This is a genomic window from Diaminobutyricimonas aerilata, assembly GCF_002797715.1.
Lineage (GTDB): Bacteria > Actinomycetota > Actinomycetes > Actinomycetales > Microbacteriaceae > Diaminobutyricimonas > Diaminobutyricimonas aerilata.
The window spans coordinates 1,819,415-1,843,643 of the sequence record NZ_PGFF01000001.1; the positions used below are offsets into that span (position 1 = coordinate 1,819,415).

At 69.8% G+C, this 24,229-nt stretch carries 25 protein-coding genes; 13 read left to right on the forward strand and 12 right to left on the reverse strand.

Annotated elements, in window-relative coordinates; all coding sequences use genetic code 11:
• Positions 1-18: 18 nt before the first annotated feature.
• Positions 19-1,257, forward strand: a complete 1,239-nt coding sequence (gene glgC, locus CLV46_RS08765; protein WP_100364415.1) for a glucose-1-phosphate adenylyltransferase — start codon at positions 19-21, stop codon at positions 1,255-1,257.
• A gap of 28 nt (positions 1,258-1,285) precedes the next feature.
• Positions 1,286-1,912 (forward strand): phosphoserine phosphatase SerB, encoded by a 627-nt coding sequence (gene serB, locus CLV46_RS08770; RefSeq protein WP_100364416.1) that lies wholly within the window; start codon positions 1,286-1,288, stop codon positions 1,910-1,912.
• On the opposite strand, the gene CLV46_RS08775 is transcribed toward serB, so the two are convergent.
• Both CLV46_RS08775 and CLV46_RS08780 read right to left on the reverse strand, forming a co-directional pair.
• The gene (locus CLV46_RS08775; RefSeq protein WP_100364417.1) at positions 1,898-2,338 is read right to left on the reverse strand and encodes an SRPBCC domain-containing protein; all 441 of its coding nucleotides are present in this window, start codon (positions 2,336-2,338) and stop codon (positions 1,898-1,900) included. The two genes, serB and CLV46_RS08775, sit on opposite strands and share 15 nt — an antisense overlap.
• Positions 2,335-2,733 (reverse strand): RidA family protein, encoded by a 399-nt coding sequence (locus tag CLV46_RS08780; protein WP_100365977.1) that lies wholly within the window; start codon positions 2,731-2,733, stop codon positions 2,335-2,337. The genes CLV46_RS08775 and CLV46_RS08780 overlap by 4 nt, the downstream gene beginning before the upstream one ends.
• Before the next feature lie 62 nt (positions 2,734-2,795).
• Here CLV46_RS08780 and CLV46_RS08785 point away from each other — a divergent pair, with 62 nt between their 5' ends.
• Positions 2,796-3,734: a helix-turn-helix transcriptional regulator gene (locus CLV46_RS08785; protein ID WP_100364418.1), complete on the forward strand. Its 939-nt coding sequence runs from the start codon at positions 2,796-2,798 to the stop codon at positions 3,732-3,734.
• A gap of 15 nt (positions 3,735-3,749) precedes the next feature.
• On the opposite strand, the gene CLV46_RS08790 is transcribed toward CLV46_RS08785, so the two are convergent.
• Complete coding sequence (locus CLV46_RS08790; protein WP_100364419.1) at positions 3,750-4,460, reverse strand: beta-ketoacyl-ACP reductase; 711 nt, start codon at positions 4,458-4,460, stop codon at positions 3,750-3,752.
• 48 nt (positions 4,461-4,508) lie between these two features.
• On the opposite strand from CLV46_RS08790, the gene CLV46_RS08795 reads away from it, so the two are divergent.
• The 3 genes from CLV46_RS08795 to CLV46_RS08805 are packed head-to-tail and all read left to right on the forward strand — an operon-like array spanning position 4,509 to position 5,844.
• Positions 4,509-4,784 (forward strand): DUF3099 domain-containing protein, encoded by a 276-nt coding sequence (locus tag CLV46_RS08795; RefSeq protein ID WP_100364420.1) that lies wholly within the window; start codon positions 4,509-4,511, stop codon positions 4,782-4,784.
• Positions 4,781-5,005 carry a hypothetical protein gene (locus CLV46_RS08800; protein WP_100364421.1) on the forward strand — a complete coding sequence of 75 codons (225 nt, stop codon included), beginning with the start codon at positions 4,781-4,783 and terminating at the stop codon, positions 5,003-5,005. Before CLV46_RS08795 ends, CLV46_RS08800 begins: the two co-directional genes overlap by 4 nt.
• Positions 5,002-5,844, forward strand: coding sequence for an SURF1 family cytochrome oxidase biogenesis protein (locus tag CLV46_RS08805; RefSeq protein WP_100364422.1), 843 nt, complete (start codon positions 5,002-5,004; stop codon positions 5,842-5,844). The genes CLV46_RS08800 and CLV46_RS08805 overlap by 4 nt, the downstream gene beginning before the upstream one ends.
• 366 nt (positions 5,845-6,210) lie before the next feature.
• Here the strand turns inward: CLV46_RS08805 and CLV46_RS08810 are convergent, their stop codons facing one another.
• The gene (locus CLV46_RS08810) at positions 6,211-7,809 is read right to left on the reverse strand and encodes an ABC-F family ATP-binding cassette domain-containing protein (RefSeq protein ID WP_100364423.1); all 1,599 of its coding nucleotides are present in this window, start codon (positions 7,807-7,809) and stop codon (positions 6,211-6,213) included.
• A gap of 72 nt (positions 7,810-7,881) precedes the next feature.
• Here CLV46_RS08810 and CLV46_RS08815 point away from each other — a divergent pair, with 72 nt between their 5' ends.
• Complete coding sequence (locus CLV46_RS08815) at positions 7,882-8,481, forward strand: biotin transporter BioY (RefSeq protein ID WP_100364424.1); 600 nt, start codon at positions 7,882-7,884, stop codon at positions 8,479-8,481.
• A 65-nt stretch (positions 8,482-8,546) separates the two neighbouring features.
• On the opposite strand, the gene CLV46_RS08820 is transcribed toward CLV46_RS08815, so the two are convergent.
• The 7 genes from CLV46_RS08820 to sufB all read right to left on the reverse strand — a co-directional run bounded on the left by CLV46_RS08820 (position 8,547) and on the right by sufB (position 14,265).
• Positions 8,547-9,782, reverse strand: a complete 1,236-nt coding sequence (locus CLV46_RS08820; protein ID WP_342746110.1) for an RNA polymerase sigma factor — start codon at positions 9,780-9,782, stop codon at positions 8,547-8,549.
• Positions 9,779-10,129 carry a YciI family protein gene (locus CLV46_RS08825; protein ID WP_100364426.1) on the reverse strand — a complete coding sequence of 117 codons (351 nt, stop codon included), beginning with the start codon at positions 10,127-10,129 and terminating at the stop codon, positions 9,779-9,781. Before CLV46_RS08825 ends, CLV46_RS08820 begins: the two co-directional genes overlap by 4 nt.
• A gap of 94 nt (positions 10,130-10,223) precedes the next feature.
• Positions 10,224-10,553, reverse strand: a complete 330-nt coding sequence (locus CLV46_RS08830; RefSeq protein ID WP_100364427.1) for a metal-sulfur cluster assembly factor — start codon at positions 10,551-10,553, stop codon at positions 10,224-10,226.
• Between the two features lie 2 nt (positions 10,554-10,555).
• The gene (gene sufC / locus CLV46_RS08835; RefSeq protein WP_100364428.1) at positions 10,556-11,320 is read right to left on the reverse strand and encodes a Fe-S cluster assembly ATPase SufC; all 765 of its coding nucleotides are present in this window, start codon (positions 11,318-11,320) and stop codon (positions 10,556-10,558) included.
• 21 nt (positions 11,321-11,341) lie between these two features.
• Positions 11,342-11,671 (reverse strand): non-heme iron oxygenase ferredoxin subunit, encoded by a 330-nt coding sequence (locus CLV46_RS08840; RefSeq protein WP_100364429.1) that lies wholly within the window; start codon positions 11,669-11,671, stop codon positions 11,342-11,344.
• Positions 11,668-12,846, reverse strand: a complete 1,179-nt coding sequence (gene sufD, locus CLV46_RS08845; RefSeq protein ID WP_100364430.1) for a Fe-S cluster assembly protein SufD — start codon at positions 12,844-12,846, stop codon at positions 11,668-11,670. The genes CLV46_RS08840 and sufD overlap by 4 nt, the downstream gene beginning before the upstream one ends.
• A complete protein-coding gene (gene sufB / locus CLV46_RS08850) occupies positions 12,847-14,265 on the reverse strand; it encodes a Fe-S cluster assembly protein SufB (RefSeq protein ID WP_100364431.1) in 1,419 nt (472 codons plus the stop codon). It abuts the gene before it with no gap.
• A gap of 238 nt (positions 14,266-14,503) precedes the next feature.
• Between sufB and CLV46_RS08855 the strand changes: the two genes are divergently transcribed.
• Positions 14,504-15,424, forward strand: a complete 921-nt coding sequence (locus tag CLV46_RS08855; protein WP_100364432.1) for a COX15/CtaA family protein — start codon at positions 14,504-14,506, stop codon at positions 15,422-15,424.
• Between the two features lie 176 nt (positions 15,425-15,600).
• On the opposite strand, the gene CLV46_RS08860 is transcribed toward CLV46_RS08855, so the two are convergent.
• On the reverse strand, positions 15,601-16,521 hold the full coding sequence (locus CLV46_RS08860; RefSeq protein ID WP_245866671.1) for a heme o synthase: 921 nt from the start codon (positions 16,519-16,521) through the stop codon (positions 15,601-15,603).
• A gap of 320 nt (positions 16,522-16,841) precedes the next feature.
• On the opposite strand from CLV46_RS08860, the gene tkt reads away from it, so the two are divergent.
• From tkt to CLV46_RS08885, 5 genes are read left to right on the forward strand one after another with little or no spacing between them, the layout of a single operon-like run.
• Positions 16,842-18,944, forward strand: coding sequence for a transketolase (gene tkt, locus CLV46_RS08865; RefSeq protein ID WP_100364434.1), 2,103 nt, complete (start codon positions 16,842-16,844; stop codon positions 18,942-18,944).
• A gap of 15 nt (positions 18,945-18,959) precedes the next feature.
• On the forward strand, positions 18,960-20,075 hold the full coding sequence (gene tal / locus CLV46_RS08870; RefSeq protein ID WP_100364435.1) for a transaldolase: 1,116 nt from the start codon (positions 18,960-18,962) through the stop codon (positions 20,073-20,075).
• On the forward strand, positions 20,072-21,670 hold the full coding sequence (locus tag CLV46_RS08875; protein ID WP_100364436.1) for a glucose-6-phosphate isomerase: 1,599 nt from the start codon (positions 20,072-20,074) through the stop codon (positions 21,668-21,670). Before tal ends, CLV46_RS08875 begins: the two co-directional genes overlap by 4 nt.
• Positions 21,671-21,686: 16 nt before the next feature.
• Positions 21,687-23,228 carry a glucose-6-phosphate dehydrogenase gene (zwf, locus tag CLV46_RS08880; RefSeq protein WP_100364437.1) on the forward strand — a complete coding sequence of 514 codons (1,542 nt, stop codon included), beginning with the start codon at positions 21,687-21,689 and terminating at the stop codon, positions 23,226-23,228.
• Entirely contained in the window at positions 23,225-24,229 is a 1,005-nt protein-coding gene (locus tag CLV46_RS08885; RefSeq protein ID WP_100364438.1) for a glucose-6-phosphate dehydrogenase assembly protein OpcA, read from the forward strand. Before zwf ends, CLV46_RS08885 begins: the two co-directional genes overlap by 4 nt.

The window sequence follows — 24,229 nt, forward strand, 5'->3', positions numbered from 1 at the left end:
ATCGGATACCGTGGTCCCATGGCGTCAAAGAAGATCTTCGGCATCGTGTTGGCCGGTGGCGAGGGCAAGCGCCTCATGCCGCTCACCGCGGACCGGGCCAAGCCCGCCGTGCCGTTCGGGGGCGGATACCGACTCATCGACTTCGCCCTGTCGAACCTGGTCAACTCGGGACTGCGCCAGATCGTCGTGTTGACGCAGTACAAGTCGCACAGCCTCGACCGCCACGTGTCGCAGACGTGGCGCCTGTCCGGACTGCTGGGCTCCTACATCGCCTCGGTGCCCGCCCAGCAGCGGCTCGGCAAGCGCTGGTTCGCGGGCAGCGCCGACGCCATCCTGCAGAGCCTCAACCTGCTGCGCGACGAGAAGCCCGACATCGTGGTCGTGGTCGGCGCCGACCACGTCTACCGCATGGACTTCACCCAGATGATCGACGCCCACATCGCCTCCGGCGCGGGAGCGACCGTCGCCGCGATCCGGCAGCCGTTGTCGCTCGCCGACCAGTTCGGCGTCATCCAGATCGACGAGCAGAACCCCGACCGCATCGCCGCCTTCCTCGAGAAGCCGAAGGATGCGGTGGGCCTCGCCGACTCCCCCGACGAGATCCTCGCCTCGATGGGCAACTACGTCTTCGACGCCGACGTGCTCATCGAGGCCGTGCGCCGCGACGGGGAACGCTCCGATTCGAACCACGACATGGGCGGCGACATCATCCCCGACTTCGTGAAGCGGGGCGAGGCCGGCGTGTACGACCTCAACCGCAACCACGTGCCGGGCTCCACCGATCGCGACAAGTTCTACTGGCGTGACGTGGGGACCATCGAGTCGTTCTTCGACGCCCACCAGGATCTCGTCTCCGCGCTGCCGGTGTTCAACCTCTACAACCGCGAATGGCCGATCTTCAGCCAGCAGCTCAACTCCCCGCCGGCGAAGTTCGTGCGCGACGCCAACAACAACGTCGGCACCGCGATCGACTCGATCGTGTCGCTCGGCTGCGTCGTGCAGGGCTCGCACATCGAACGCAGTGTTCTCGGACCGTGGTCGATGATCGAGTCGGGAGCGAAGATCGTGAACTCGGTCGTGTTCGAGCGCGCCCACATCGGTGCGGGGGCCACGATCTCGATGGCTATCCTGGACAAGGATGTGGTCGTCGCGCCGGGAGCGACCGTCGGTGTCGACCACGACCTCGACCGCACCCGCGGGTTCACCGTCACCGACTCGGGCATCACCGTCGTCGGCAAGGGCGTGCGGGTCGACTGATCCCGTTCCCCGTTCCGAGGAGACGCGCGTGCCCCGGTTCCTCGTCGTGCTCGACGTCGACTCCACCCTCATCGAGGATGAGGCGATCGAGCTCCTCGCCGCCGAAGCGGGTTCGCTCGACCGGGTCGCCGACGTGACCGCGCGGGCGATGAACGGCGAGCTCGATTTCGCGTCGAGCCTGCGGGAACGCGTCGCCACGCTCGCGGGTCTGTCGACCGACGTCTTCGCCCGGGTGGGCGAGCGCATCCGCCTCACCGACGGCGTGCCCGAGCTGATCGCCGGCGTGCAGGGCGCCGGCGGCGCGGTCGCCGTCGTCTCCGGCGGGTTCCACGAGCTGCTCGATCCCCTCGCCTCCCGCCTGGGCCTCGACCGGTGGGAGGCCAACCGCCTGGAGACCGCCGGCGATGTGCTCACGGGCCGGGTGGACGGGCCCGTCGTCGACGCCCGCGCGAAGGCGACCGCGGTCGACCGGTGGCGCGCGGAGCTCGGCGCCACGACCGTCGTGGCGATCGGCGACGGCGCGAACGACCTGCTCATGATGGAGCGGGCCGAGCTCTCCATCGCGTTCGACGCGAAGGCGCCCGTGCGCGAGCGCGCCGACCTCGTGCTCGACGAACGCGACCTGTCGCGGGTGCTGCCGCTACTCGGACTCTGACCGGGAGGCCGGCGAGACGAGGAGCGCGTCGCCGAGGGCGGCGACGACACCCTTCCAGTGCCCGCGCTGCAACTCGCGCTCGGCCGCATCCGCGAGTCGTTCCTGGTGCACGGTGATCCGCGCACGACCGGCGCCCGCCGACCGCACGACGAGCTGGAGCGTGGTGTCGTGGTCCCAGTTCCGCGGGCGCCAGGTGAGACGCACCCGGTCGAGTTCGTGGAGGCTGCGTGTCTCGCCGCGCACCCCCGCGGTCGTCTCGAACGGCGAGCCACGATCGGGGATGCTCGCGACGCCCTCCCCCAGCCAGATCGCGATGCCGTCGGGCGACGTGAGAAAGCGCCACACCTCCTCGGCCGAGCGCTCCACCGTGCGGGAGACGCCGATCTGCCACCCGGCATCGCGGGTGAGTCCGACCGGACCGCTCATCGCATCACCGCGGCGACAGCGTTCACCTCGACGAGCGCACCGGGAACGGCGAGTCCCGCCACCCGAGCGACCGTGACGGTGGAGACCGCTCCGTCGAGCACCGCAGCGGCCTCGGCGTACGCCGCCCCGAGATCGACCCCGTCGACGACGAGGATGGTCATCGACACGATGTCCGCGACGCGCGCGTCGGCAGCCCGGAGGGCGACGAGGAGGTTCTCCATGACGCGGCGGGTCTGCGCGGCCGCATCGCCGGCGCCGATGAGACGCCCGTCGGCGTCCACCGCGTTCTGACCTCCGATGTAGACCGTGGTCGCTCCGGGCGGCACGACCGCGACGTGGCTGAAGGCGGGCGAGGTGACGAGACCCTCGGGGCGGAGCAGAGTGATGGTGTCCATGCCGTCAGGATCGCGCATGACCCGGTCGAATAGTGTCCGGGTCCAGCGGCAGAATGCGTGGCATGAGCACCGCACAACGCCGACTCGAGACGCTCGCGCTCCTGCAGTCACATCCGGGCGTCTCCGCGCCGCGCCTGGCGCGCATGCTCGGTGTCACCGAGCGCACCGCACGTCGGGACGTCGCGCACCTGCGAGAACTCGGCTACCGCATCGACGCCGAGGCGGGACCGGCCGGCGGGTACCGGCTCGCCCACGGCAGCACCATGCCGCCGCTGCTGCTGGATGCCGACGAGGTCGCGGCGGTCGCACTGGGCCTGCGGACCGCGGCGACCGCGGACGGCCTGGAGACGGCCGCGGTGACCGCGCTCGCGAAGCTCACCCAGGTGGTCCCCGCGCGGTGGAGGTCCCGACTGGACGCCTTCGTCGACGTGCAGGCGGCGGCGCCGCCACCGAGATGCCCGGGGCTCGACGTGCTCGTTGCGACGGCGCTCGCGTGCCGGGCTGAGGAGGCGCTCCGCATCCGCCATCGCCGCAGCGACACGGCGCCTGCCGTGCCGATCGACGTGCAACCGCATCGTCTCGTGGCGGTGCGTCGCCGCTGGTATCTGGTCGCTGCCCCTCGAAACGCCGACCAGTGGCACGTCTACGCGCTCGACCGCGTCGACTCGGTGCAGCCGCTCACCGCGCGGCTGCCCGCCCCCGAGGCGCCGCTCGATGCCACCGCGCTCGTGATCGACACACTCGCGAACGGCCCGTGGCGGTACCGGATCCGCGTCGCCGTGCACACCTCGGGCGACCTCGTGCGCGAACGGGTGGACCCGGCGGTCGCGACGGTCGTCAACGGTGAGGACGACGAATGCGAACTGCGGTTCAGCACCGACGACCTCGATTGGGCCGCCCGCTGGATCGCCCACCTCGAATTCGACATCGACGTCATCGAACCGGCCGCTCTCACCGAGCGTCTGCGGGCGCTCGGCCGGTGGTTGCTCGAGCGGTACTGATGCGATCGAGGGGTGTCAGTGCCCCATGCCGAGGCCGCCGTCGACCGGGATCACGGCGCCGGAGATGTACCCGGCGTCGTCGCTCGCGAGCCACGCGATGACTTTGGCGACCTCTTCGGGAGAGGCGAAACGGCCGGCCGGGATGCTCTTCTTGTACTCCGCCTGCTGCGCCTCCGGCAGCTCGGCGGTCATGTCGGTCTCGATGAAACCGGGCGCGACGACGTTCGCGGTGATGCCGCGGGCTCCGAGCTCGCGCGTGATCGAGCGGGCCATGCCGACGAGACCGGCCTTCGACGAGGAGTAGTTGACCTGTCCGGCGCCGCCGAGCAGACCGACGACGCTCGAGACGAGGATGACGCGCCCGAACCGGGCCTTCAGCATCCCCTTCGACGCGCGCTTGACCACACGGAAGGAGCCGCCGAGGTTGGTGTCCACGACCGTGTCGAAGTCGTCCTCGGACATCCGCATGAGCAGCATGTCGCGGGTGATGCCGGCGTTGGCGACCACGACCTCCACCGGTCCGAGCTGCTGCTCGACCTCGGTGAACGCCGCATCGATCGCCGCGGCGTCGGTGACGTCGGCACGCACGGTGAGTGCGCCCTCCGGCCCGGATCCGCTGCGCGCGGTGACCGCGACGCGGTGGCCCTGTGCGAGGAACTCCTGGGCGATGGCGAAGCCGATGCCGCGGTTTCCGCCGGTGATGAGAACGGTGCGTGGAGTGGTCACGATCCTCCAGCCTAACGCTCGGTTTCGCGGACGTAGGCTGGGACCCTCATGAACCATCCGGCCGACATCACCTCCCTCCCGGAATCACCGGTGGAGGAACGACGCCGCCGGATGATCCGCTACAGCGTCACGATGCTGATCCGACTGATCTGCCTCGCCGCGTGCTTCTTCGTCGAGGGCTGGTGGCTGCTGCTGCCCGCATCCGGCGCGGTGGTGCTGCCCTATATCGCCGTCGTGCTCGCCAACGCGGGCGACGGCAGCGCGCCCCGGCGGGTGACCCGACCCGGCTCGATCGTGCGATCCCGTCCCGAGGACCGTCCGTGACCGTCGACACCGAGTGCTCGCGCGCGGGCTGTCGTGAACGCGCGCCATGGGCCGTGAACTGGCGCAACCCCCGCATCCATGGTCCGGAGCGGGTGAAGATCTGGACGGCGTGCGACGAGCACCGGGACTGGCTGCGAGACTACCTCGCGACCCGCGGGTTCCCTGTCGTGGTCACGCCCGTCGACGCTCCGCTCGAGCGGCTCCCGGAGACCGCCGGATGAGCGGCGGCTGGCGCTTCGCCCTCTCGCGGCGCTGGGTCGGTTACCTCGCACTCACGGTCGTGTTCGCCGTGGCGTGCGCGCTGCTGGGCAACTGGCAATGGTCGCGCAACGAGCAACGCCTCGCCGAGATCGAGCTCGTCGAGCGCAACTACGACGCCCCGCCCGTGGACCTCGCGGATGCCCTCGCCGATCCGGCCGCGTTCGATGAGGACGAGGAATGGCAGCCGGTGCTGCTGCGCGGCCGCTACCTGACCGAGGAGCAGGTCGTCGTGCGGAACCGTCCGCGCTCGGGGAGCCCGGGTTTCGAGGTGCTCGTGCCGTTCCGTACCGACGACGGCGAGGTGTTCGTCGTCGACCGCGGCTGGGTGCCGGTGTCGGGCGACGACCAGAACCAGCCGGACGCGGTGCCCGAGGCGCCCACCGGCGACGTCGAGGTCGTCGCGCGGCTGAAGCCGGGCGAGCCGGAGATCGCCGGGCGCTCCGCGCCCGACGGGCAGCTCGCGACCATCCATCTGCCCGCTTTCGCCGACCGCATCCCGGGCGAGGTCTACACGGGCGCCTACGGACTGCTCGTCTCGGAGGACCCGGCGCCCGTCGAGCGTCCGTTGCCGAACTTCAAGCCGGAACCCGATCCCGGGCCTCACCTGTCGTACACGTTCCAGTGGTTCATCTTCGGCCTGCTCGCGTTCATCGGACTCGGCTGGGCGGTGCGCCAGGAGTACCGCGCCCGCAACGCGGACGACCCGGACGAGCAACGCCGCGCGGCCGAACGTGAACGCCGCCGCTCGACGAAGGTCGATGACGCCGACGTCGAGGACGCCCTGCTCGACCGCCGCTGACCCGCGCCGCGCGCCATCCGCGGTGCCGCGTCGGAAACTCAGGAGTTGCGCCCTCGAGGCGCGCGGTCGCCGCGCCGAGCACTCAGGAGTCCGCGCTCGGACGTTGCGCGCCATCCATGTCGGAAATTCAGGACTCGAGCGGTCGATCCAGCTATTCACCGCGCCGAACCCGCGGGATTCCGCGCTCCGCGGCGACCGATGCCGCTGCCTCTCCTGAATTTCCGACGATAGCGACGGCGTCAGTCGGTCAGGGCATCTCCTGGATGGTCGACGGCACTCGAGCGCGCCCGGGTGCGATCTCCTGAATTTCCGACGCCCGGACCGCGTCGGGAATGGCACGGGCGCCAGGCGCAGGGCGCCGGGGGTTCAGGCGAGGGAGATGAGGTCGGCGTAGTCCTTGTTCCAGTGGTCCTCGACGCCGTCGGGGAGGATCAGCACGCGCTCGGGGTTGAGCGCCTCGACCGCGCCCTCGTCGTGGCTGACGAGCACGACCGAGCCCGCGTAGTGGGCGAGGGCGTCGAGGATCTCCTCGCGGCTCGCCGGGTCGAGGTTGTTCGTCGGCTCGTCGAGCAGCAGCACGTTCGCGCCCGACACGACGATCATCGCGAGCGCCAGTCGCGTCTTCTCCCCACCGGAGAGCACCCCGGCGAGCTTGTGCGCGTCGTCACCGGTGAACAGGAACGAGCCGAGCACCTTGCGCGCCTCCGTCTCGTTGAGCGACGGGGACGACGACATCATGTTCTGCAGCACGGAGCGCTTGACGTCGATCGTCTCGTGCTCCTGCGCGTAGTACCCGATCTTCAGGCCGTGGCCGGGCTCGACCTGGCCCGTGTCGGGCTTGTCGACGCCGGCGAGGATGCGCAGCAGGGTCGTCTTGCCCGCACCGTTGAGTCCCAGCACGACGACCTTCGAGCCGCGGTCGATCGCGAGGTCGACCGCGGAGAAGATCTCCAGCGAGCCGTAGCTCTTGCTGAGACCGGACGCCATGAGCGGCGTGCGTCCGCACGGTGCGGGATCCGGGAACCGCAGCTTCGCGACCCGGTCGACCTGGCGCACCTCCTCGAGCCCGGAGAGCAGCCGCTCGGCGCGCGCGATCATCTGGTGCGCTGCGGCCGCCTTGGACGCTTTCGCGCCGAAGCGGGCCGCCTGCAGCTGCAGCGAGGTGGCCTTCTTCTCGGCGTTGGCGCGTTCCTTGCGGCGACGTTCCTCGTCGGCCTCGCGCTGCCGCAGGTAGTGCTTCCAGCCCATGTTGTAGACGTCGATCACCTGACGGTTGCCGTCGAGGTAGAAGACCTTGTTGACGGTCTCCCCCACGAGGTCGACGTCGTGGCTGATGACGATGAACCCGCCCTGGAAGCTCTTGAGGAATTCGCGCAGCCACACGACCGAGTCGGCGTCGAGGTGGTTGGTCGGCTCATCGAGGATCATCGTGTCGGCGTCGCTGAACAGGATGCGGGCGAGTTCGATGCGTCGCCGCTGCCCGCCGGAGAGGGTCTTCAGAGGCTGGTCGAGGATGCGGTCGGGCAGATTGAGGTTGCTCGCGATCGACGCGGCCTCCGCTTCGGCGGAGTATCCGCCGAGGGCCTGGAAGCGGTCGGTGAGGTTGCCGTACCGCTTCATCGCCGCCGCGCTCACCGCGTCATCCGTGCTCGCCATCTCGAGCGTGGCCTCCTGCATGCCGAGCACGATGGAGCCGAGCCCGCGAGCGTTCAGGATGCGCGTGCGGGCCAGCTCCTCCGGGTCACCGGAGCGCGGGTCCTGGGGCAGGTAGCCGATCTCGCCGGTGCGTTCGATCTTGCCCGCGGTGGGCTGGGTCTCCCCCGCGAGGGTCTTCGTGAGGGTCGTCTTGCCGGCACCGTTGCGGCCGACGAGGCCGATCTTGTCGCCGCGGTCGACGCGGAAATCGACGCCCTGCATGAGCAGCCGGGCACCTACCCGGATCTCGAGGTCGTGCACGCTGAGCACAGGCGTCATCCAATTCTTCGGTCGGGTTCGTACAACCCGGGGAGGGGGGATCAGCCCACTAGTCTAAACCGCATGACCAGCGCTGCCCTCGCCCCGACTCTCTCCGACCGCGTCTTCGGCCGAAGCCTCGTCATGGACGCGACTCTCGTGGCCGCCGGAGCCGCGCTCACCGCGATCCTGGCCCAGGTCGCCGTACCGCTGTGGCCGGTGCCGATCACGGGTCAGACGCTCGCGGTGCTGCTCGTCGGCAGCTCGCTCGGTGCCGTGCGCGGTGCCCTCTCGATGGTGCTGTACGCCGTCCTCGGCGTCGTCGGCCTTCCCGTGTTCAGCGACGCGTCGTCGGGCTGGCAGGTCATCGGCGGTCCGACCGGCGGGTACATCGTCGGCTTCATCTTCGCCGCCGCCCTCACCGGATGGCTCGCGCAGCGCAGCTGGGACCGCAAGATGCTCAAGGCGCTCGCGGTGTTCCTCGCCGGCACCGGCGTGACCTTCGTCTTCGGTCTGCCCTGGCTCGCTCTCGTGCTGGGTCTCGACCTGGCGGGCACGCTCGAGGGCGGCCTGTACCCGTTCATCGTCGGCGGCATCGCCAAGTCGGTGCTCGCGGCGGGCCTCATGCCGCTCGCCTGGCGCGCGATCGAGCGTGCCGACGCGGCCGCCCCGCACCGCGACTGACCGCATCCGCACTCAGGATCCGAGAGCCCCGCACCACCCGGTGCGGGGCTCTTCTCTTCGGTCCGTCAGGCACGGAGCCGTGCCGCCCGCAATCCGAGGTAACGCTGCTCCTGCACGCTCCGGGTGAGTCGCGCGGCGGTCTCGAAGCACTCCACCGCGGCGGGGATGTCGCCGACGCGCTCGAACAGGTGCGCCCGCACGGCGTGCAGGCGGTGGTTCCCTGTCATCCGCGTGTCCGCGTCGAGGGTATCGAGCAGGTCTAGCGCCGCACGCGGTCCGTGAACGCGGGCGAGCGCCACGGCTCGGTTGAGCGTCACGACGGGTCCCGGGGCCACCCGCTCGAGCACGTCGTAGAGGGCGAGGATCTGCGGCCAGTTGGTGTCGGCATCGCTCGCAGCCTCGTCGTGGAGCGCGGCGATCACGGCCTGCAGCTGGTACGGACCGACGGGGCCGCGCCCGAGCGTGCCGCCGACGAGCTGCACGCCCTCGGCGATCATCGCGGCGTCCCACAGTCGCCGGTCCTGCTCGTCGAGCGGTACGAGCGACCCGTCCGCGTCGATCCGTGCCGCGCGGCGCGCGTCGGTCAGCAGCATGAGGGCGAGCAGACCCGCGACCTCGCCGTCGTCCGGCACGCTCGCGCGCAGCAGGCGCGCCAGCCGGATGCCCTCGAGGGTCAGTTCGGAGCGGTGCACGAGCTCGCCGGCCGTGGCGGCGTACCCCTCGTTGAACACGAGGTAGAGCACGCGCGTCACCGCGGGGAGGCGCGCCGCGAGCTCGCCGGCGCCCGCCTGTCCGAACTCGGCCCCCTCGGCCGCGATGCGCTGCTTCGCGCGGCTGATGCGCTGGGCCATCGTCGCCTCAGGCACGAGGAACGCCGCGGCGATCTCGGCCGTCGTCAGTCCACCCACCGCCCGCAGCGTCAACGCGATCTGGGAGGGCACCGACACGCTCGGATGACAGCACAGCACGAGCAGGTCGAGCGTGTCGTCCCGCTCGGGCACATCCGGTACCGTCGCCGCCTCGAGCAGTGCCGACTCCCCCTCGCGGCGACGTCGGGCGCTCTCGCTGCGCCACTCGTCGATCAATCGGCGTTGCGCCACCGCGAGGAGCCACGCACGCGGATGCTCGGGGATGCCTTCGTCGTGCCAGGCGCGCGCGGCGGCGATGAGCGCCTCCTGGGTCGCGTCCTCACACGCCTCGAACTGGCCGTGCCGCCGCACGAGGATGCCGAGCACCTGCGGCGCGCACGCGCGCAGCAGGTCCTCGACGGCCCGCGACGTGCCCATCGGGGAGTCGCTCACACCTCCGGAGGCCGCTCACCGAGCGGCCGGACCTCGACGACCCCTGCATAGTTCGCGATCGAGCGCGCGATCTCGTGCACGCGGTCCTCGCTCGCGACATCGAGCACCCAGTAGCCGATGAGCGACTCCTTCGCCTCGGCGAAGGGCCCATCGGTGACGAGGCCGTCGGCGTGGACGAGCTTCGCCGCGCTCCCGTCGGCGAGCCCGGCGTTGAAGACCATCTCGCCGCTCTCGCGGAGCTCCTCGTCGATGTTCACCATGAAGGCGGTCATCTCGTGGATCCATTCGGGCGACTTGGTCTGCATCATCTCGCCCGCCGACCCGAACATCATCAGCATGTACTTCATCGTTCCGCTCCTCACGTGGCGCCCGGGCGGGCGCTCTCATCAGTGAGTCGGAGCGGTCGACGTGTTCTCGACATGCCGCCGAGAACTCATCCTGCTAGATGCTGAACCCGATCGCACGCATCATGTCGCGACCGTCGTCGGTGATCCGCTCGGGACCCCACGGCGGCATCCACACCCAGTTGATGCGGAAGCGTTCGACGAGCCCGTCGAGCGACTCCCCCACCTGCTCCTCGATCACGTCGGTCAGCGGGCAGCCGGCCGAGGTCAGCGTCATGCTGATCACGAGCGCGTCGTGCTCGTCATCCCAGCTGAGGTCGTAGATGAGACCCAGGTCGACGATGTTGACGCCGAGCTCGGGATCCATGACGTCTTTGAGTGCCTCTTCGAGCTTGTCGAAGAGCTGCGGCTCGAGTGCGGTGGGCATCGTCAGACCGCCTCGACGTCGGCGAGGAAACGGTCGTAACCCTCGTCCTCGAGACGGTCCGCGAGCTCCGGGCCGCCCTCTTCCGCGACCCGGCCGTTCACGAAGACGTGCACGAAGTCGGGACGGATGTAGCGGAGGATGCGCGTGTAGTGCGTGATGAGCAGCACGCCGAGCCCGGTCTCGTCCTTCACCCGGTTGACGCCCTCGGAGACGATCTTGAGCGCGTCGACGTCGAGGCCGGAGTCGGTCTCGTCGAGCACGGCGATCTTCGGCTTGAGGAGCTCCATCTGCACGATCTCGTGACGCTTCTTCTCACCGCCGGAGAAGCCCTCGTTCACGTTGCGGGCGGCGAAGCCCGAATCCATGCGGAGCTTGGTCATCGAGTCGCGGAGGGTGGCGGACCAGCCGCGGATGGCCGGCGCCTCGCCGTCGATCGCGGTCTTGGCGGTGCGGAGGAAGTTGGCGACCGTGACACCGGGGATCTCCACCGGGTACTGCATCGCGAGGAAGAGGCCGGCGCGGGCGCGCTCGTCGACGCTCATCGCGAGCACGTCCTGACCGTCGAGCGTGATGCTGCCGCTGTCGACGGTGTATCGCGGGTGACCGGCGATCGTGTAGGCGAGGGTGGACTTGCCGGAGCCGTTGGGCCCCATGATGGCGTGGGTCTCGCCCTGCGAGATGGTCAGGTCCACGCCGCGCAGGATCTCCTTGGACCCCTGTTCGGTCTGGATGCTGACGTGCAGGTCACGGATGTCGAGGGTCGACATGGTGGTGTCTCCTTGGAAGTCTCAGTCGACCGCGACGGTCACGTCGGGGTCGAGGTACACGTCGCCGTCCTCGACGGTGACGGCGTACACGGGAACGGGTTCGTAGGCGGGCAGCGTGAGCGGCTTGCCCGTGGTGAGCGAGAACTTCGACCCGTGGGCCCAGCACTCGAGCGTGTCGTCCTCGACGAATCCTTCGGTGAGCGAGATGTCGCCGTGGGTGCACGTGTCGCCGATGGCGTGCACGTCCCCGGAGGAGTCGATCACGACGGCGATGGCCTTGCCGTCGACGACGACGCGCTGAGCCGCACCCGGGGAGAGCTCGGCGACGGCGCACACACGCTGGCGGCTCATCGCGCGATCACTTCCGCGAGCTCGGCCTCGATCGCGGCCATGAGCCGCTGCTCGAGCTCGGTCACGCCGATGCGCTGCACGATCTCGCCGAGGAATCCGATGACGACGAGTCGTCGGGCCTCGTGCTCCTCGATGCCGCGCGACTGCAGGTAGAAGAGCTGCTCGTCGTCGAAACGCCCGGTCGCGCTCGCGTGGCCCGCGCCCTCGATCTGCCCGGTCTCGATCTCGAGGTTCGGGATCGAGTCGGCGCGCGTGCCCTCGGTGAGCACGAGGTTGCGGTTCGATTCGTAGCTGTCGGTTCCGGCCGCATCGCGGCCGATCAACACGTCGCCCACCCAGACGGTGCGGGCGCCGGCGCCCTGCAGTGCGCCCTTGTAGGCGACGCGGCTGCGGGTCTTCGGGGCGACGTGGTCGACGTAGACCCGCTGTTCGAGGTGCTGCGAGGCGTCGGCGAAGTAGGCGCCGAGCAGTTCGACGTCCCCGCCGGGCTCGACGAGATGTGCGGAGGGGTTCACGCGCACGATCCGACCGCCGAGGGAGACCTGGATGTACTTGAGCTGGGCGTCGCGGCCGACGCGGGCGAAGTGGCTCGCGAGGTGCACCGCGTCGTCATCCCACTCCTGCAGGCTCACGACGGTGAGCTTCGCGCCGTCGCCGACGACGATCTCGACGTTCTCGCTCAGCCGGGCGGCGCCGCGCCCGCCGAGCACGACGAGGCCCTCACTGTTCGGCGTGGCCTCGATGACCGTGTGGGCGGCGCGCGGAGCGGCCCCGAGGCCGTCCCGTTCCACCGACGCGGTCGCGAGACCGTCGACGCGCACGTGCAGCGCCTTCTCGAACGAGCTCCACGCGTTGGCCGCGGCGCGATCCTCGGGAATGCCGGCGCGGCCGATCAGGGCGTGGTCGCGGTCGATCCAGGCGACCGTCGCGCTCCCGGTCGCCGTGTACGGCAGCGGGGAGCCGTCGAGCCCGCCGTCGATGAGGTCGCCGAGTTCGCGTACCGGGGTGAGCTTCCACTCCGCCTCGAGCCCGGTCACGGGCGGGAAGGCCGAGTGGTCGACCGAGGCGAAGCGCTCGGCACGGGACTGCACGGGGACCGGCGAGCCGGGTCCGTGGCTGTGCTCGGTGAGTCCGTGCTGGGCGGGTGCCTGTGCTGTGGGGGTGGCGGCGGGCATCTAGCCGACGGATCCTTCCATGCTCATCTCGATGAGCTTGTTGAGCTCGAGGGCGTACTCCATGGGCAGCTCGCGGGCGATGGGTTCGATGAACCCGCGCACGATCATGGCCATGGCTTCGTCTTCGGGCAGACCCCGCGACTGGAGATAGAACAGCTGCTCCTCGCTCACGCGCGACACCGTCGCCTCGTGGCCGAGCTGCACGTCGTCGACGCGGATGTCGATCGCCGGATAGGTGTCCGACCGCGAGATCGTGTCGACGAGCAGGGCGTCGCAGCGCACGGTGTTCGCCGAGTGGTGGGCCTTCTCGTCCACGCGCACCTCGCCACGGTATCCGGCTCGACCGCCACCGCGCGCGATCGACTTCGAGACGATCGACGACGTCGTGTACGGCGCCATGTGGATCATCTTCGCGCCGGCGTCCTGGTGCTGGCCGGGGCCCGCGAAGGCGACGGAGAGCGTCTCCCCCTTGGCGTGCTCGCCCATGAGGTAGATGGAGGGGTACTTCATCGTCACCTTGGAGCCGATGTTGCCGTCGATCCACTCCATGGTGGCGCCCTCGGCCGCGGTGGCCCGCTTGGTGACGAGGTTGTACACGTTGTTCGACCAGTTCTGGATCGTCGTGTACCGCACGCGGGCGTTCTTCTTCACGATGATCTCGACGACCGCGGAGTGCAGCGAGTCGCTCTTGTAGATCGGCGCCGTGCAGCCCTCGATGTAGTGCACGTAGCTGCCCTCGTCGGCGATGATCAGCGTGCGCTCGAACTGGCCCATGTTCTCGGTGTTGATGCGGAAGTAGGCCTGCAGCGGGATGTCGACGTGCACGCCCTTCGGCACGTACACGAAGGAACCGCCCGACCAGACGGCCGTGTTGAGCGCGGCGAACTTGTTGTCGCCGGCCGGGATGACCGTGCCGAAGTACTCCTCGAAGAACTCCGGGTGCTCCTTGAGCGCCGTGTCGGTGTCCATGAAGATGACGCCCTGGTCCTCCAGCTCCTTCTGGATCTGGTGGTACACGACCTCGGACTCGTACTGCGCGGCGACGCCGGCGACGAGACGCTGCTTCTCCGCATCCGGGATGCCGAGGCGGTCGTACGTGTTGCGGATGTCCTCCGGCAGGTCTTCCCAGCTCTGGGCCTGCTTCTCCGTCGACCGCACGAAGTACTTGATGTTGTCGAAGTCGATGCCCGAGAGGTCGGCGCCCCACGTCGGCATGGGCTTGCGCTCGAAGAGCTGCAGTCCCTTGAGCCGGTTGCGCAGCATCCACTCGGGTTCGTTCTTGAGCCGCGAGATGTCGGTCACGACCTCCGGGTTGATCCCACGTCGCGCGGATTGACCCGCGGCGTCGGAATCGGCCCACCCGAACTCGTACTGGCCGAGACCGGCGAGCTCCGGACGGTCGATGAGCACGTCTGACATGTGTACCTCGCTTCCTGTGGGGACAACCATCGCGGCCGTTCCCGCATTCCCCACGACACGTGCTGAGTGCCGGGTCCGGGCTGGATTATCGCTGTCCGACGCGCCTGCCTAGACTGGTCGGGCCGGGGATCCACCGGATCCCCCGGACGTCTCCATCGACCCGGCGGGACTTGCGTTCATTGAACCAGCTGAGTCTACAGGGTGACCCTCCGAATCAGCAGGAAAGGCCAGGTGCTCCGTGACGACCACGGTGCCCGAGCAGCGCACTCTTCTCCGTCGGCTGCACGACCGACTGCCCACGACCGTCGATCGGCGCGTGCGCATCGCCGCCTGGGCGTCGCTCGTCGCGCAGATCGCCATCGTCGGCACGGGCGGCGCGGTGCGGCTCACCGGATCGGGTCTCGGCTGCCCGACGTGGCCGCGGTGCACGGTCGACTCCTTCGTCGCGACGCCCGAGATGGGCATCCACGGCGTCATCGAGTTCGGCAACCGCCTGCTCACCTTCGTGCTCGTCGCGATCGCGATCGTCACGTTCCTCTTCGTGCTGCGGCTGCGCCGCGACCGGCCGGAGCTCTTCGGCCTCGCGCTCGCGCTGGGCCTGGGCATCCCGTTCCAAGGCGTGCTCGGCGGCCTCACGGTGCTCAGCAACCTCAACCCGTGGATCGTAGGGCTGCACTTCATCCCGTCCGTCGTGCTCGTCTCCCTCGCGACGGTCCTCGTGTACCGCGTCATGCAGGGTCCGCGGGGCGACACGGCGACCGCGCCGCGCTGGTACATCGTGCTCGCCCACGTCGCGTCGGCCCTCGTCGCGATCACCGTTCTGGTGGGCATCCTCACCACCGGGTCGGGCCCGCACGCGGGCGACCACGGTGCCGCGCGCAACGGGCTCGACTCCGCCCTGCTGCAGCACGTGCACAGCTGGCCCGCGTACGCCGCATTCGCCGCGGTGGCCCTGCTCGTGCTCGCTTCGCTGCCCGGGCGCATCCGCACCCCCCGCCCGTTCGTGCTCGGCCTGCTCGGCGTCATGCTCGTGCAGATCGTCGTCGGAGTGACGCAGGCCCGACTCGGCCTGCCCGAGCTGCTCGTGGGGATGCACATGGTGCTCGCGGTGTGCACGGTCTCGCTCACGACCGCGTCGGTGCTCTCGCTGCGCAAGTAGCCCGGGCGTCCGCCGCTCGGTCCGCGTGCGCGGCTCCGACGCCTTCCCCGATCCGTCGCCGATCCGTCGCCCGGCGGTTTTCCGTCGGTAGATGCCCTTTCGCGCTGCTCAGAAGGGCATCTACTGACGGGAAACCGACCTAGGGGGTCGCGCGCCCGCGACGCGGCGCCGCGCCTCTAGAACGGAAGGAGCGGGTCGACGCCGACGGCGACGAAGAGCAGGCTCAGGTAGCTGATGCTCGCGTGGAAGACGCGCATCGGCTTGACCTCGTCGCCGCGCAGGGACGAGGAGTAGAGACGGTGCGCCTCGACGATGAACCAGCCGCCCGTGCCGACCGCCGCGAGCGTGTAGACGATGCCCATCCCGGCGACCGGGATCAGCAGCAGCGAGCACGCGACCGTCGCCCACGCGTAGAGGATGACCTGCAGGCCGACGACGACGCGGCCGCGCACGACGGCGAGCATCGGCACGCCCACCGACTCGTAGTCGTCGCGGTACTTCATCGACAGCGGCCAGTAGTGCGGCGGCGTCCAGAGGAACACGACGCCGAAGAGGATCCACGCGGGCCAGTCGAGCGAGCCGGTGACGGCCGCCCATCCGATGAGCACGGGAGCGCAGCCGGCGATGCCGCCCCAGATGATGTTCTGCTCGGTGCGGCGCTTGAGCCACAGCGTGTAGACGAAGACGTAGAAGAGGATCGCGCCGAGCGAGAGCGCGGCGGCCAGCCAGTTGGTGGTGAGGCCGAGCCAGAGGATCGAGAGCGCCCCCGTCCCCCAGGCGAAGGCGAGCGCCTCCCCGTCGCGGAGTTCGCCGGTGACGAGCGGACGCCGCTTCGTGCGGTTCATCACGCGGTCGATGTCGCGGTCGATGTAGCAGTTGAACGAGTTCGCACTGCTCGCGCTCAACGCTCCGCCGATGACGGTCGCGAGCACGAGCCACGGGTTCGGCAGTCCCCCCTGGGCGAGGATCATCACCGGGATCGTCGTCACGAGCAGCAGCTCGATCACCCGCGGCTTGGTGAGGGCGACGTAGGCGCGGAGCTTGCGGGAGAACCCGATGCGGGTCTCGCGCGCGCGGGGCGGTGCGACTACGTTCATTGCTCCTCTTCGCGACCGGGTCAGGCTCATCCAGTGTAGGCGACGGTCGGATGACCCTCGTCCGGGGGCGCCGCCGCCCGCGCGCGGATCGCCGAACGAATGTGACGCCGCGTTCCCAGCCGGACCACAGCGGCAGACGGCGGGGGCTCAGCCTTCTCTATACTTGGCCCTGCTTGCCGACCGCGCTGCGCGGACATCGTTCCCACGAGATCCGCCGACGCGCGCGGTCATGCCGATGATGTCAGTGGCGAGTATGTCCGCGCGGCCGCCCCGTTCCATCGGGCTCCGGTTGCCCTGCGTTACGAAGGGTCGACAATCCAGTGGCAGCTCTGCAATGGGATCCCATTGACAACAAGGCGGTAGACACCGCACGAGTGCTCGCGGCAGATGCCGTGGAGAAGGTGGGCAACGGGCATCCCGGCACGGCGATGAGCCTCGCGCCGCTCGCCTACCTGCTCTTCCAGAAGGTGATGCGTCGCGACCCGAGCGACAACGAATGGATCGGCCGCGACCGCTTCATCCTCTCGGTCGGTCACAGCTCGCTCACCCAGTACGTGCAGCTCTACTTCGGCGGCTACGGTCTCGAGCTCGATGACCTGAAGGCCCTCCGCACGTGGGGGTCGAAGACCCCCGGTCACCCCGAGTACGGCCACACCGACGGCGTCGAGATCACCACCGGCCCGCTCGGCCAGGGACTCGCCTCGGCGGTCGGTTTCGCCTACGCGCAGCGCTTCGAGCGCGGCCTGTTCGACCCGGATGCCGCCCCCGGCACGAGCCCGTTCGACCACCACGTCTACGTGATCGCCGGCGACGGCGACATGCAGGAGGGCGTCACGAGCGAAGCCGGTTCCCTCGCGGGCCACCAGCAGCTCGGCAACCTCATCGCCTTCTACGACAGCAACCAGATCTCGATCGAGGACGACACCAACGTCGCCTTCACCGAGGACGTCGCCGCCCGCTACGAGGCCTACGGATGGCACGTGCAGACGGTCGACTGGAAGAAGTCGGGCGAATACGTCGAAGACGTGCACGAGCTCTACGCCGCGATCGAGGCCGCGCAGGCCGAGACCGGCAAGCCGTCGCTCATCATCCTCAAGACCATCATCGGCTGGCCGGCGCCCAAGAAGCAGAACACGGGCAAGATCCACGGATCGGCGCTCGGCGCCGAGGAGCTCGCCGCCGTCAAGCAGGTGCTCGGATTCGACCCCGAGCAGACCTTCGAGGTGCCCGAGGGCGTCATCGAGCACACCCGTCAGGCGGTCGAGCGCGGTCAGCAGGCGCACGCCGAATGGAACGAGCAGTTCGAGGCGTGGGCATCCGCGAACCCCGAGCGCAAGCAGCTGCTCGACCGCATCCTCTCCGGCGAACTCCCCGAGGGCGTCGAGGAGGCGCTGCCGGTCTTCGAGCCCGGCAAGGCCGTCTCGACCCGCGCCGCGAGCGGCAAGGTGCTCAACGCCCTCGCCCCGGTGATCCCCGAGCTGTGGGGTGGCTCCGCCGACCTCGCCGAGTCGAACAACACCACGCTCGAGGGCGGCGGCTCGTTCATCCCCGCCGAGCACTCGACGCGCGAGTGGACGGGCAACCCCTACGGCCGCGTGCTGCACTTCGGCATCCGCGAGCACGCGATGGGTTCGATCCTCAACGGCATCGTGCTGCACGGCAACACGCGTCCGTTCGGCGGCACGTTCCTCATCTTCAGCGACTACATGCGCCCCGCGGTGCGTCTCGCCGCCCTCATGAAGGCGCCGTCGATCTTCGTCTGGACGCACGACTCCGTCGCCCTCGGCGGTGACGGACCGACGCACCAGCCGGTCGAGCAGCTCGTGTCGCTGCGCGCCATCCCGGGTCTCGACGTCGTGCGCCCCGCCGACGCCAACGAGACGGCGTGGGCGTGGAAGACCATCCTCGAGCGTCGTGAGGGTCCGGCCGGCATCGCACTCAGCCGCCAGAACCTGCCGGTGTTCGAGCGCGGCGAGGGCGACGCCTCCGGCGACACGCTCGCTTCGGCGCGCAACGTCTCGAAGGGCGCCTACGTGCTCGCGGACGCCGCGAACGGCTCCCCCGACGTCATCTTCATCGCGACGGGATCCGAGGTGCAGTACGCACTCGAGGCGCGTGCCGAGCTGGCGAACGAGGGCATCCACGCCCGCGTCGTCTCGGCTCCGTGCCTCGAGTGGTTCGCCGAGCAGTCGCAGGAGTACCGCGATTCCGTGCTGCCGAAGAACGTGAAGGCACGAGTTTCGGTCGAGGCGGCATTGTCGCTGGGCTGGGAGCGTTACATCGGCGAGGCCGGACGATCGGTCTCGATCGAGCACTTCGGTGCCTCGGCTGATGAGAAGACCCTGTACCGCGAGTTCGGTATCACCACCGAGGCGGCCGTAGCCGCCGCCAAGGAATCGCTGGCCGTCGTCTCGGCCGCGTGAGAGAAGAGAAGAAGCATGACCGACAGCACCTCCCCCACCGCACAGCTCTCCGCTGCGGGCGTCAGCATCTGGCTCGACGACCTCTCCCGTGAGCGCATCAAGGCCGAAGGCCTGCAGAAGATCATCGCCGAGCGCAACGTCGTCGGCGTGACCACCAACCCGACGATCTTCGCGTCGGCTCTCGCCAAGGGCGAGGCCTACGACCAGCAGGTCGCCGAGCTCGCGAAGGCCGGCACCAACGTCACCGACGCGGTCTTCGAGATCACCACCGACGACGTCGGCGACGCCGCGGACGTGTTCCGCGCGATCTACGACGAGACGAACGGCTACGACGGCCGCGTCTCGATCGAGGTGGAGCCGGGCCTCGCGCACGACGCCGCCGGCACGATCGCCGAGGCGAAGCGCCTGTGGGCGAAGATCGACCGCCCGAACGTGATGATCAAGATCCCCGCCACCAAGGAGGGCCTCGAAGCCATCACCGAGACGATCGCGGCGGGCATCAGCGTCAACGTGACGCTGATCTTCAGCCTCGAGCGTCACCGTGAGGTCATCGACGCCTACCTGACCGGTCTCGAGCGCGCTCAGGCCGACGGCATCGACCTCTCGACGATCCACTCGGTCGCCTCGTTCTTCGTGTCGCGCGTCGACACCGAGATCGACAAGCGCCTCGAGGCGATCGGCACGGACGAGGCCCGCGCCCTCAAGAGCAAGGCGGGCATCGCGAACGCCCGCCTCGCGTACGAGGTGTACGAGAAGGCCTTCGCCACCGACCGCGCCCAGGCGCTCCTGCAGGCCGGCGCGAACAAGCAGCGTCCGCTGTGGGCGTCGACCGGCGTCAAGGACCCCAACCTGCCCGACACGCTCTACGTGACGGAGCTCGCCGTCGCCGACACGGTCAACACCATGCCGGAGAAGACGCTCGAGGCCACGTTCGACCACGGCGTCATCGAGGGCGACAAGGTCTCCGGCAGCTACACCGAGGCGCGCGAGGTGCTCGACGCGATCGCCGGCCTCGGCATCTCGTACGACGAGGTGACCGCCCTGCTCGAGAAGGAGGGCGTGGAGAAGTTCATCGTCAGCTGGAACGAGCTGCTCGACACCGTCACCGCCGCTCTCGAGGCCGCCAAATGAGCATCCGCGTCCACGCGACGGGTGCCGCCGCTGAGGCGGTCGACCGCCTCGTCCCGCAGCTCGTGAGCGACCTCGTCGCGAGCCGCATCGCCGGTCAGGACCCCACCCTGTGGGGCCCGGATGCGGAAGAGGAGTCCGCCAAGCGTCTCGGCTGGACCGAGGCGAGCTCCATCTCGGAGCCGCTCGTCGACGAGATCATCGCTCTGCGCGACCGCCTCCGCGCGGCCGGCGTCGATCACATCGTGCTCGGCGGCATGGGCGGATCCTCGCTCGCGCCCGAGGTGATCACGCGCACCTACGGCGTCGAGCTCACCGTGCTCGACTCCACGGAGCCGAGCCAGGTGCTCGCCGCCCTGCGCGATCGTCTCTCCTCGACCGCGGTCGTCATCTCGTCGAAGTCGGGTTCGACCGTCGAGACCGACAGCCAGAAGCGCGTCTACGAGAAGGCGTTCCGCGACGCGGGCATCGAGCCGACCGAGCGCATCGTCGTCGTCACCGACCCGGGCTCCCCGCTCGACCAGGCGGCGCGCGCCGACGGCTACACGGTCTTCAACGCCGACCCGAACGTCGGCGGGCGCTACTCGGCGCTCACGGCCTTCGGCCTCGTGCCGTCCGGGCTCGCCGGGGTGGACATCCGTCAGCTGCTCGACGAGGCGGCCGCGGTCGGCCTCGAGCTCGCCCAGGACGCCCCCGACAACCCCGCGCTCGTGCTCGGTGCCGCCATCGGCGGCACGACGCCGCTCAAGGACAAGCTCGGCATCATCGCCGACGGCACCCACATCGTGGGCTTCGCCGATTGGGCCGAGCAGCTGATCGCGGAGTCGACCGGCAAGCTCGGCAAGGGTCTGCTGCCCGTCGTGCTCGAGACCGACTCCCCCGAGCTGTCGCTCGGCCTCGGCGACCTGCAGATCGTGCGCCTCGTCGCCGACGAGGAGGAGACCCGCGAGGTCCGCGATGGCGAGATCGAGGTCACCGGCACGCTCGGCGCCCAGCTGCTGCTGTGGGAGTACGCCACGGCGATCGCCGGCCGTCTGCTCGGCATCAACCCGTTCGACCAGCCCGACGTCGAGTCGGCGAAGATCGCCGCGCGCGGCCTGCTCGACGCCCGTCCCGAGCCGGCCCCTGCCGTCTTCTCGGCCGACGGCATCGAGGTGCGCGCCTCGGCCGGTCTGCTCGACGGCGTCGACACGCTCGACGGCGCCCTGCGGGCGCTCTTCACGCAGCTCGGCTCCGACGGCTACGTCGCGGTGCAGGCCTACCTCGACCGCGTCGCCCACCCCGAGTTCGCCGAGTTGCGCGACCTCGTCGCGTCGCGGGTGAGCCGCCCGGTCACGTTCGGCTGGGGTCCCCGCTTCCTGCACTCGACGGGTCAGTTCCACAAGGGCGGCCCCGCCGTCGGCGTGTTCCTGCAGCTCCTGTCGACGCCCGAGGAGGACCTCGAGGTGCCCGAGCGCCCGTTCACCTTCGGTCAGCTGATCCAGGCGCAGGCCGCCGGTGACGCGAGCGTGCTCGCCGAGCACGGTCGACCGGTGCTGACGCTGACGCTCACCGATGTGCGCGCGGGGCTGACCGCCCTGCGGTCCGCTCTCGCCTGACGGAGGCTCACGCACCATGGCACCCGTGGAGATCACTCCCGAGTTCAACCCGCTGCGCCTTCCGTCCGACCGACGGCTGAACCGCATCGCGGGCCCGTCCGGGCTCATCATCTTCGGCGTGACGGGCGACCTGTCGCGCAAGAAGCTGATGCCGGCCGTGTACGACCTGGCCAACCGCGGCCTGCTCCCTCCCGGATTCGCGCTCGTCGGCTTCGCCCGGCGCGACTGGGAGGACCAGGACTTCGAGAAGGTCGTGTACGAGGCCGTCAAGAAGTACGCCCGCACCCCGTTCGATGAGGACGTCTGGCGCCAGCTCGCGCAGGGCATCCGCTTCGTCCAGGGCGAGTTCGACGACGACGATGCCTTCGCCCGACTCAAGGAGACGATCGAGGAGCTCGACGCCCACCGCGGCACGATGGGGAACCACGCGTTCTACCTGTCGATCCCGCCGAAGGCGTTCCCCGTCGTCACCGAGCAGCTGAAGCGCAGCGGTCTCGCCGACCCGCAGGACGGTCAGTGGCGCCGCGTCGTCATCGAGAAGCCGTTCGGCAGCGACCTCAAGACGGCTCGCGAGCTCAACGATGTCGTCGAGTCGGTGTTCCCCGCCGACTCGGTGTTCCGCATCGACCACTACCTCGGCAAGGAGACCGTCCAGAACATCCTGGCGCTCCGGTTCGCGAACATGCTCTACGAGCCCATCTGGAACGCGAACTACGTCGACCACGTGCAGATCACGATGGCCGAGGACATCGGCGTCGGCGGCCGGGCCGGCTACTACGACGGCATCGGCGCGGCGCGCGACGTGATCCAGAACCACCTGCTGCAGCTGCTCGCCCTCACGGCCATGGAGGAGCCGGTCTCGTTCGACGCGGCCGACCTGCGTGCCGAGAAGGAGAAGGTGCTCTCGGCGGTGCGTCTGCCGAAGGACCTCTCGCTCGCCACGGCGCGCGGACAGTACTCCGGCGGGTGGCAGGGTGGCGAGAAGGTGCGCGGCTTCCTCGAGGAGGAGGGCATGGATCCCGCCTCCACGACGGAGACCTACGCGGCCATGCGGCTCGACATCGGCACGCGCCGGTGGGCCGGCGTGCCGTTCTATCTGCGGGCGGGCAAGCGCCTCGGCCGACGGGTGACGGAGATCGCGGTCGTCTTCAAGCGGGCTCCGCAGTACCTCTTCGCCGAGAGCCAGACCTCCGCCCTCGGGCAGAACGCGCTCGTCATCCGTGTGCAGCCGGATGAGGGGGTCACCATCCGCTTCGGCTCGAAGGTGCCCGGCGCCGGCATGCAGGTGCGCGACGTGACGATGGACTTCGGTTACGGTCACGCGTTCACCGAGGCCAGCCCCGAGGCGTACGAGCGGCTCATCCTCGATGTGCTGCTCGGCGACCCGCCGCTGTTCCCGCGCCACCAGGAGGTGGAGCTGAGCTGGAAGATCCTCGACCCGATCGAGGAGTTCTGGGCCACGCAGGGGCAGCCGGAGCAGTACAGCCCCGGGACCTGGGGCCCGTCATCCGCGGACGAGCTGCTCGCCCGCGACGGCCGCGTCTGGAGGCGCCCGTGATCGTCGATCTGCCCGACACGACGAGCAGTGCCATCTCGAAGGCGCTCGTCAAGATCCGCGAGGAGGGCGGCGCCGTCGCCCTCGGCCGCGTGCTCACCCTCGTGATCTCGACCCAACTGGGCGAGGAGGAGGAGGCCATCGAGGCCGCCAACGACGCCTCGCGGGAGCACCCGATGCGCGTCATCGTGCTCTCCACCGAGGCGCCCGACCAGCGCAAGACCGGCAGCGCCCGGCTCGACGCGCAGATCCGTGTCGGCGGCGACGCCGGCGCGAGCGAGGTCATCGTGCTGCGGGCCTACGACGACACCGCGAGCGAGCAGGAGGGCCTCGTCACGGGGCTCCTGCTGCCCGACGCGCCCGTCGTCGCGTGGTGGCCCCGTCACGCCCCGGATGTGACGGCGCAGAGCGCGATCGGACGGATCGCACAGCGCCGGATCACCGACGCCGCCGCGGCACCGAACCCGCAACTGGCGCTGCAGCACCTCAGCGAGACGTACACACCCGGGGACACCGACTTCGCGTGGACGCGCCTCACGCTGTGGCGCGCGCAGCTCGCCGCCGTGCTCGACCAGCCGCCGTACGAGCCCATCACCGCGGTGACGGTGCACGGATCGTCGGACTCCCCCTCGACCGCGCTGCTCGCCGCCTGGCTGCAGCTGCAGCTGCAGGTGCAGGTCGACCTCGTGGTGACGACGCCCGGCAACGGCGCGAGCGGCATCCACGGGGTCACGCTCGTGCGTGGATCCGGCGAGATCCACCTCGAGCGGGAACTGCCGAACGTGGCGACGCTCACGCAGCCGAACCAGCCCACGCACGACATCTCGCTGCCTCGCCGCAGCCTGCGTGACTGCCTGGCCGAGGAGTTGCGTAGGCTCGACCCCGACGACCTCTTCGGGGTGGTCATCCAACGGGGTCTGCCCGACCTCGGTGCACCGTCGCGATCGAAGCGCCCGGGCGCCGCGGGCGACTCCCCCGAGCAGAGCGGAGCGACCGACCGGTGA

What these genes read in the sequence shown, in the direction of transcription:
- CLV46_RS08785 (WP_100364418.1), top strand. Translation starts at nt 2,796, where the DNA reads ATGAGCACCGCACAACGCCGACTCGAGACGCTCGCGCTCCTGCAGTCA.
- CLV46_RS08825 (WP_100364426.1), bottom strand. Translation starts at nt 10,129, where the DNA reads ATGAAGTACATGCTGATGATGTTCGGGTCGGCGGGCGAGATGATGCAG.
- CLV46_RS08875 (WP_100364436.1), top strand. Translation starts at nt 20,072, where the DNA reads ATGAGCATCCGCGTCCACGCGACGGGTGCCGCCGCTGAGGCGGTCGAC.
- glgC (WP_100364415.1), top strand. Translation starts at nt 19, where the DNA reads ATGGCGTCAAAGAAGATCTTCGGCATCGTGTTGGCCGGTGGCGAGGGC.
- CLV46_RS08840 (WP_100364429.1), bottom strand. Translation starts at nt 11,671, where the DNA reads ATGAGCCGCCAGCGTGTGTGCGCCGTCGCCGAGCTCTCCCCGGGTGCG.
- CLV46_RS08830 (WP_100364427.1), bottom strand. Translation starts at nt 10,553, where the DNA reads ATGCCCACCGCACTCGAGCCGCAGCTCTTCGACAAGCTCGAAGAGGCA.
- CLV46_RS08815 (WP_100364424.1), top strand. Translation starts at nt 7,882, where the DNA reads ATGACCAGCGCTGCCCTCGCCCCGACTCTCTCCGACCGCGTCTTCGGC.
- CLV46_RS08805 (WP_100364422.1), top strand. Translation starts at nt 5,002, where the DNA reads ATGAGCGGCGGCTGGCGCTTCGCCCTCTCGCGGCGCTGGGTCGGTTAC.
- sufC (WP_100364428.1), bottom strand. Translation starts at nt 11,320, where the DNA reads ATGTCGACCCTCGACATCCGTGACCTGCACGTCAGCATCCAGACCGAA.
- tal (WP_100364435.1), top strand. Translation starts at nt 18,960, where the DNA reads ATGACCGACAGCACCTCCCCCACCGCACAGCTCTCCGCTGCGGGCGTC.
- sufB (WP_100364431.1), bottom strand. Translation starts at nt 14,265, where the DNA reads ATGTCAGACGTGCTCATCGACCGTCCGGAGCTCGCCGGTCTCGGCCAG.
- CLV46_RS08780 (WP_100365977.1), bottom strand. Translation starts at nt 2,733, where the DNA reads ATGGACACCATCACTCTGCTCCGCCCCGAGGGTCTCGTCACCTCGCCC.
- zwf (WP_100364437.1), top strand. Translation starts at nt 21,687, where the DNA reads ATGGCACCCGTGGAGATCACTCCCGAGTTCAACCCGCTGCGCCTTCCG.
- sufD (WP_100364430.1), bottom strand. Translation starts at nt 12,846, where the DNA reads ATGCCCGCCGCCACCCCCACAGCACAGGCACCCGCCCAGCACGGACTC.
- CLV46_RS08775 (WP_100364417.1), bottom strand. Translation starts at nt 2,338, where the DNA reads ATGAGCGGTCCGGTCGGACTCACCCGCGATGCCGGGTGGCAGATCGGC.
- CLV46_RS08860 (WP_245866671.1), bottom strand. Translation starts at nt 16,521, where the DNA reads ATGAACGTAGTCGCACCGCCCCGCGCGCGCGAGACCCGCATCGGGTTC.
- CLV46_RS08795 (WP_100364420.1), top strand. Translation starts at nt 4,509, where the DNA reads ATGAACCATCCGGCCGACATCACCTCCCTCCCGGAATCACCGGTGGAG.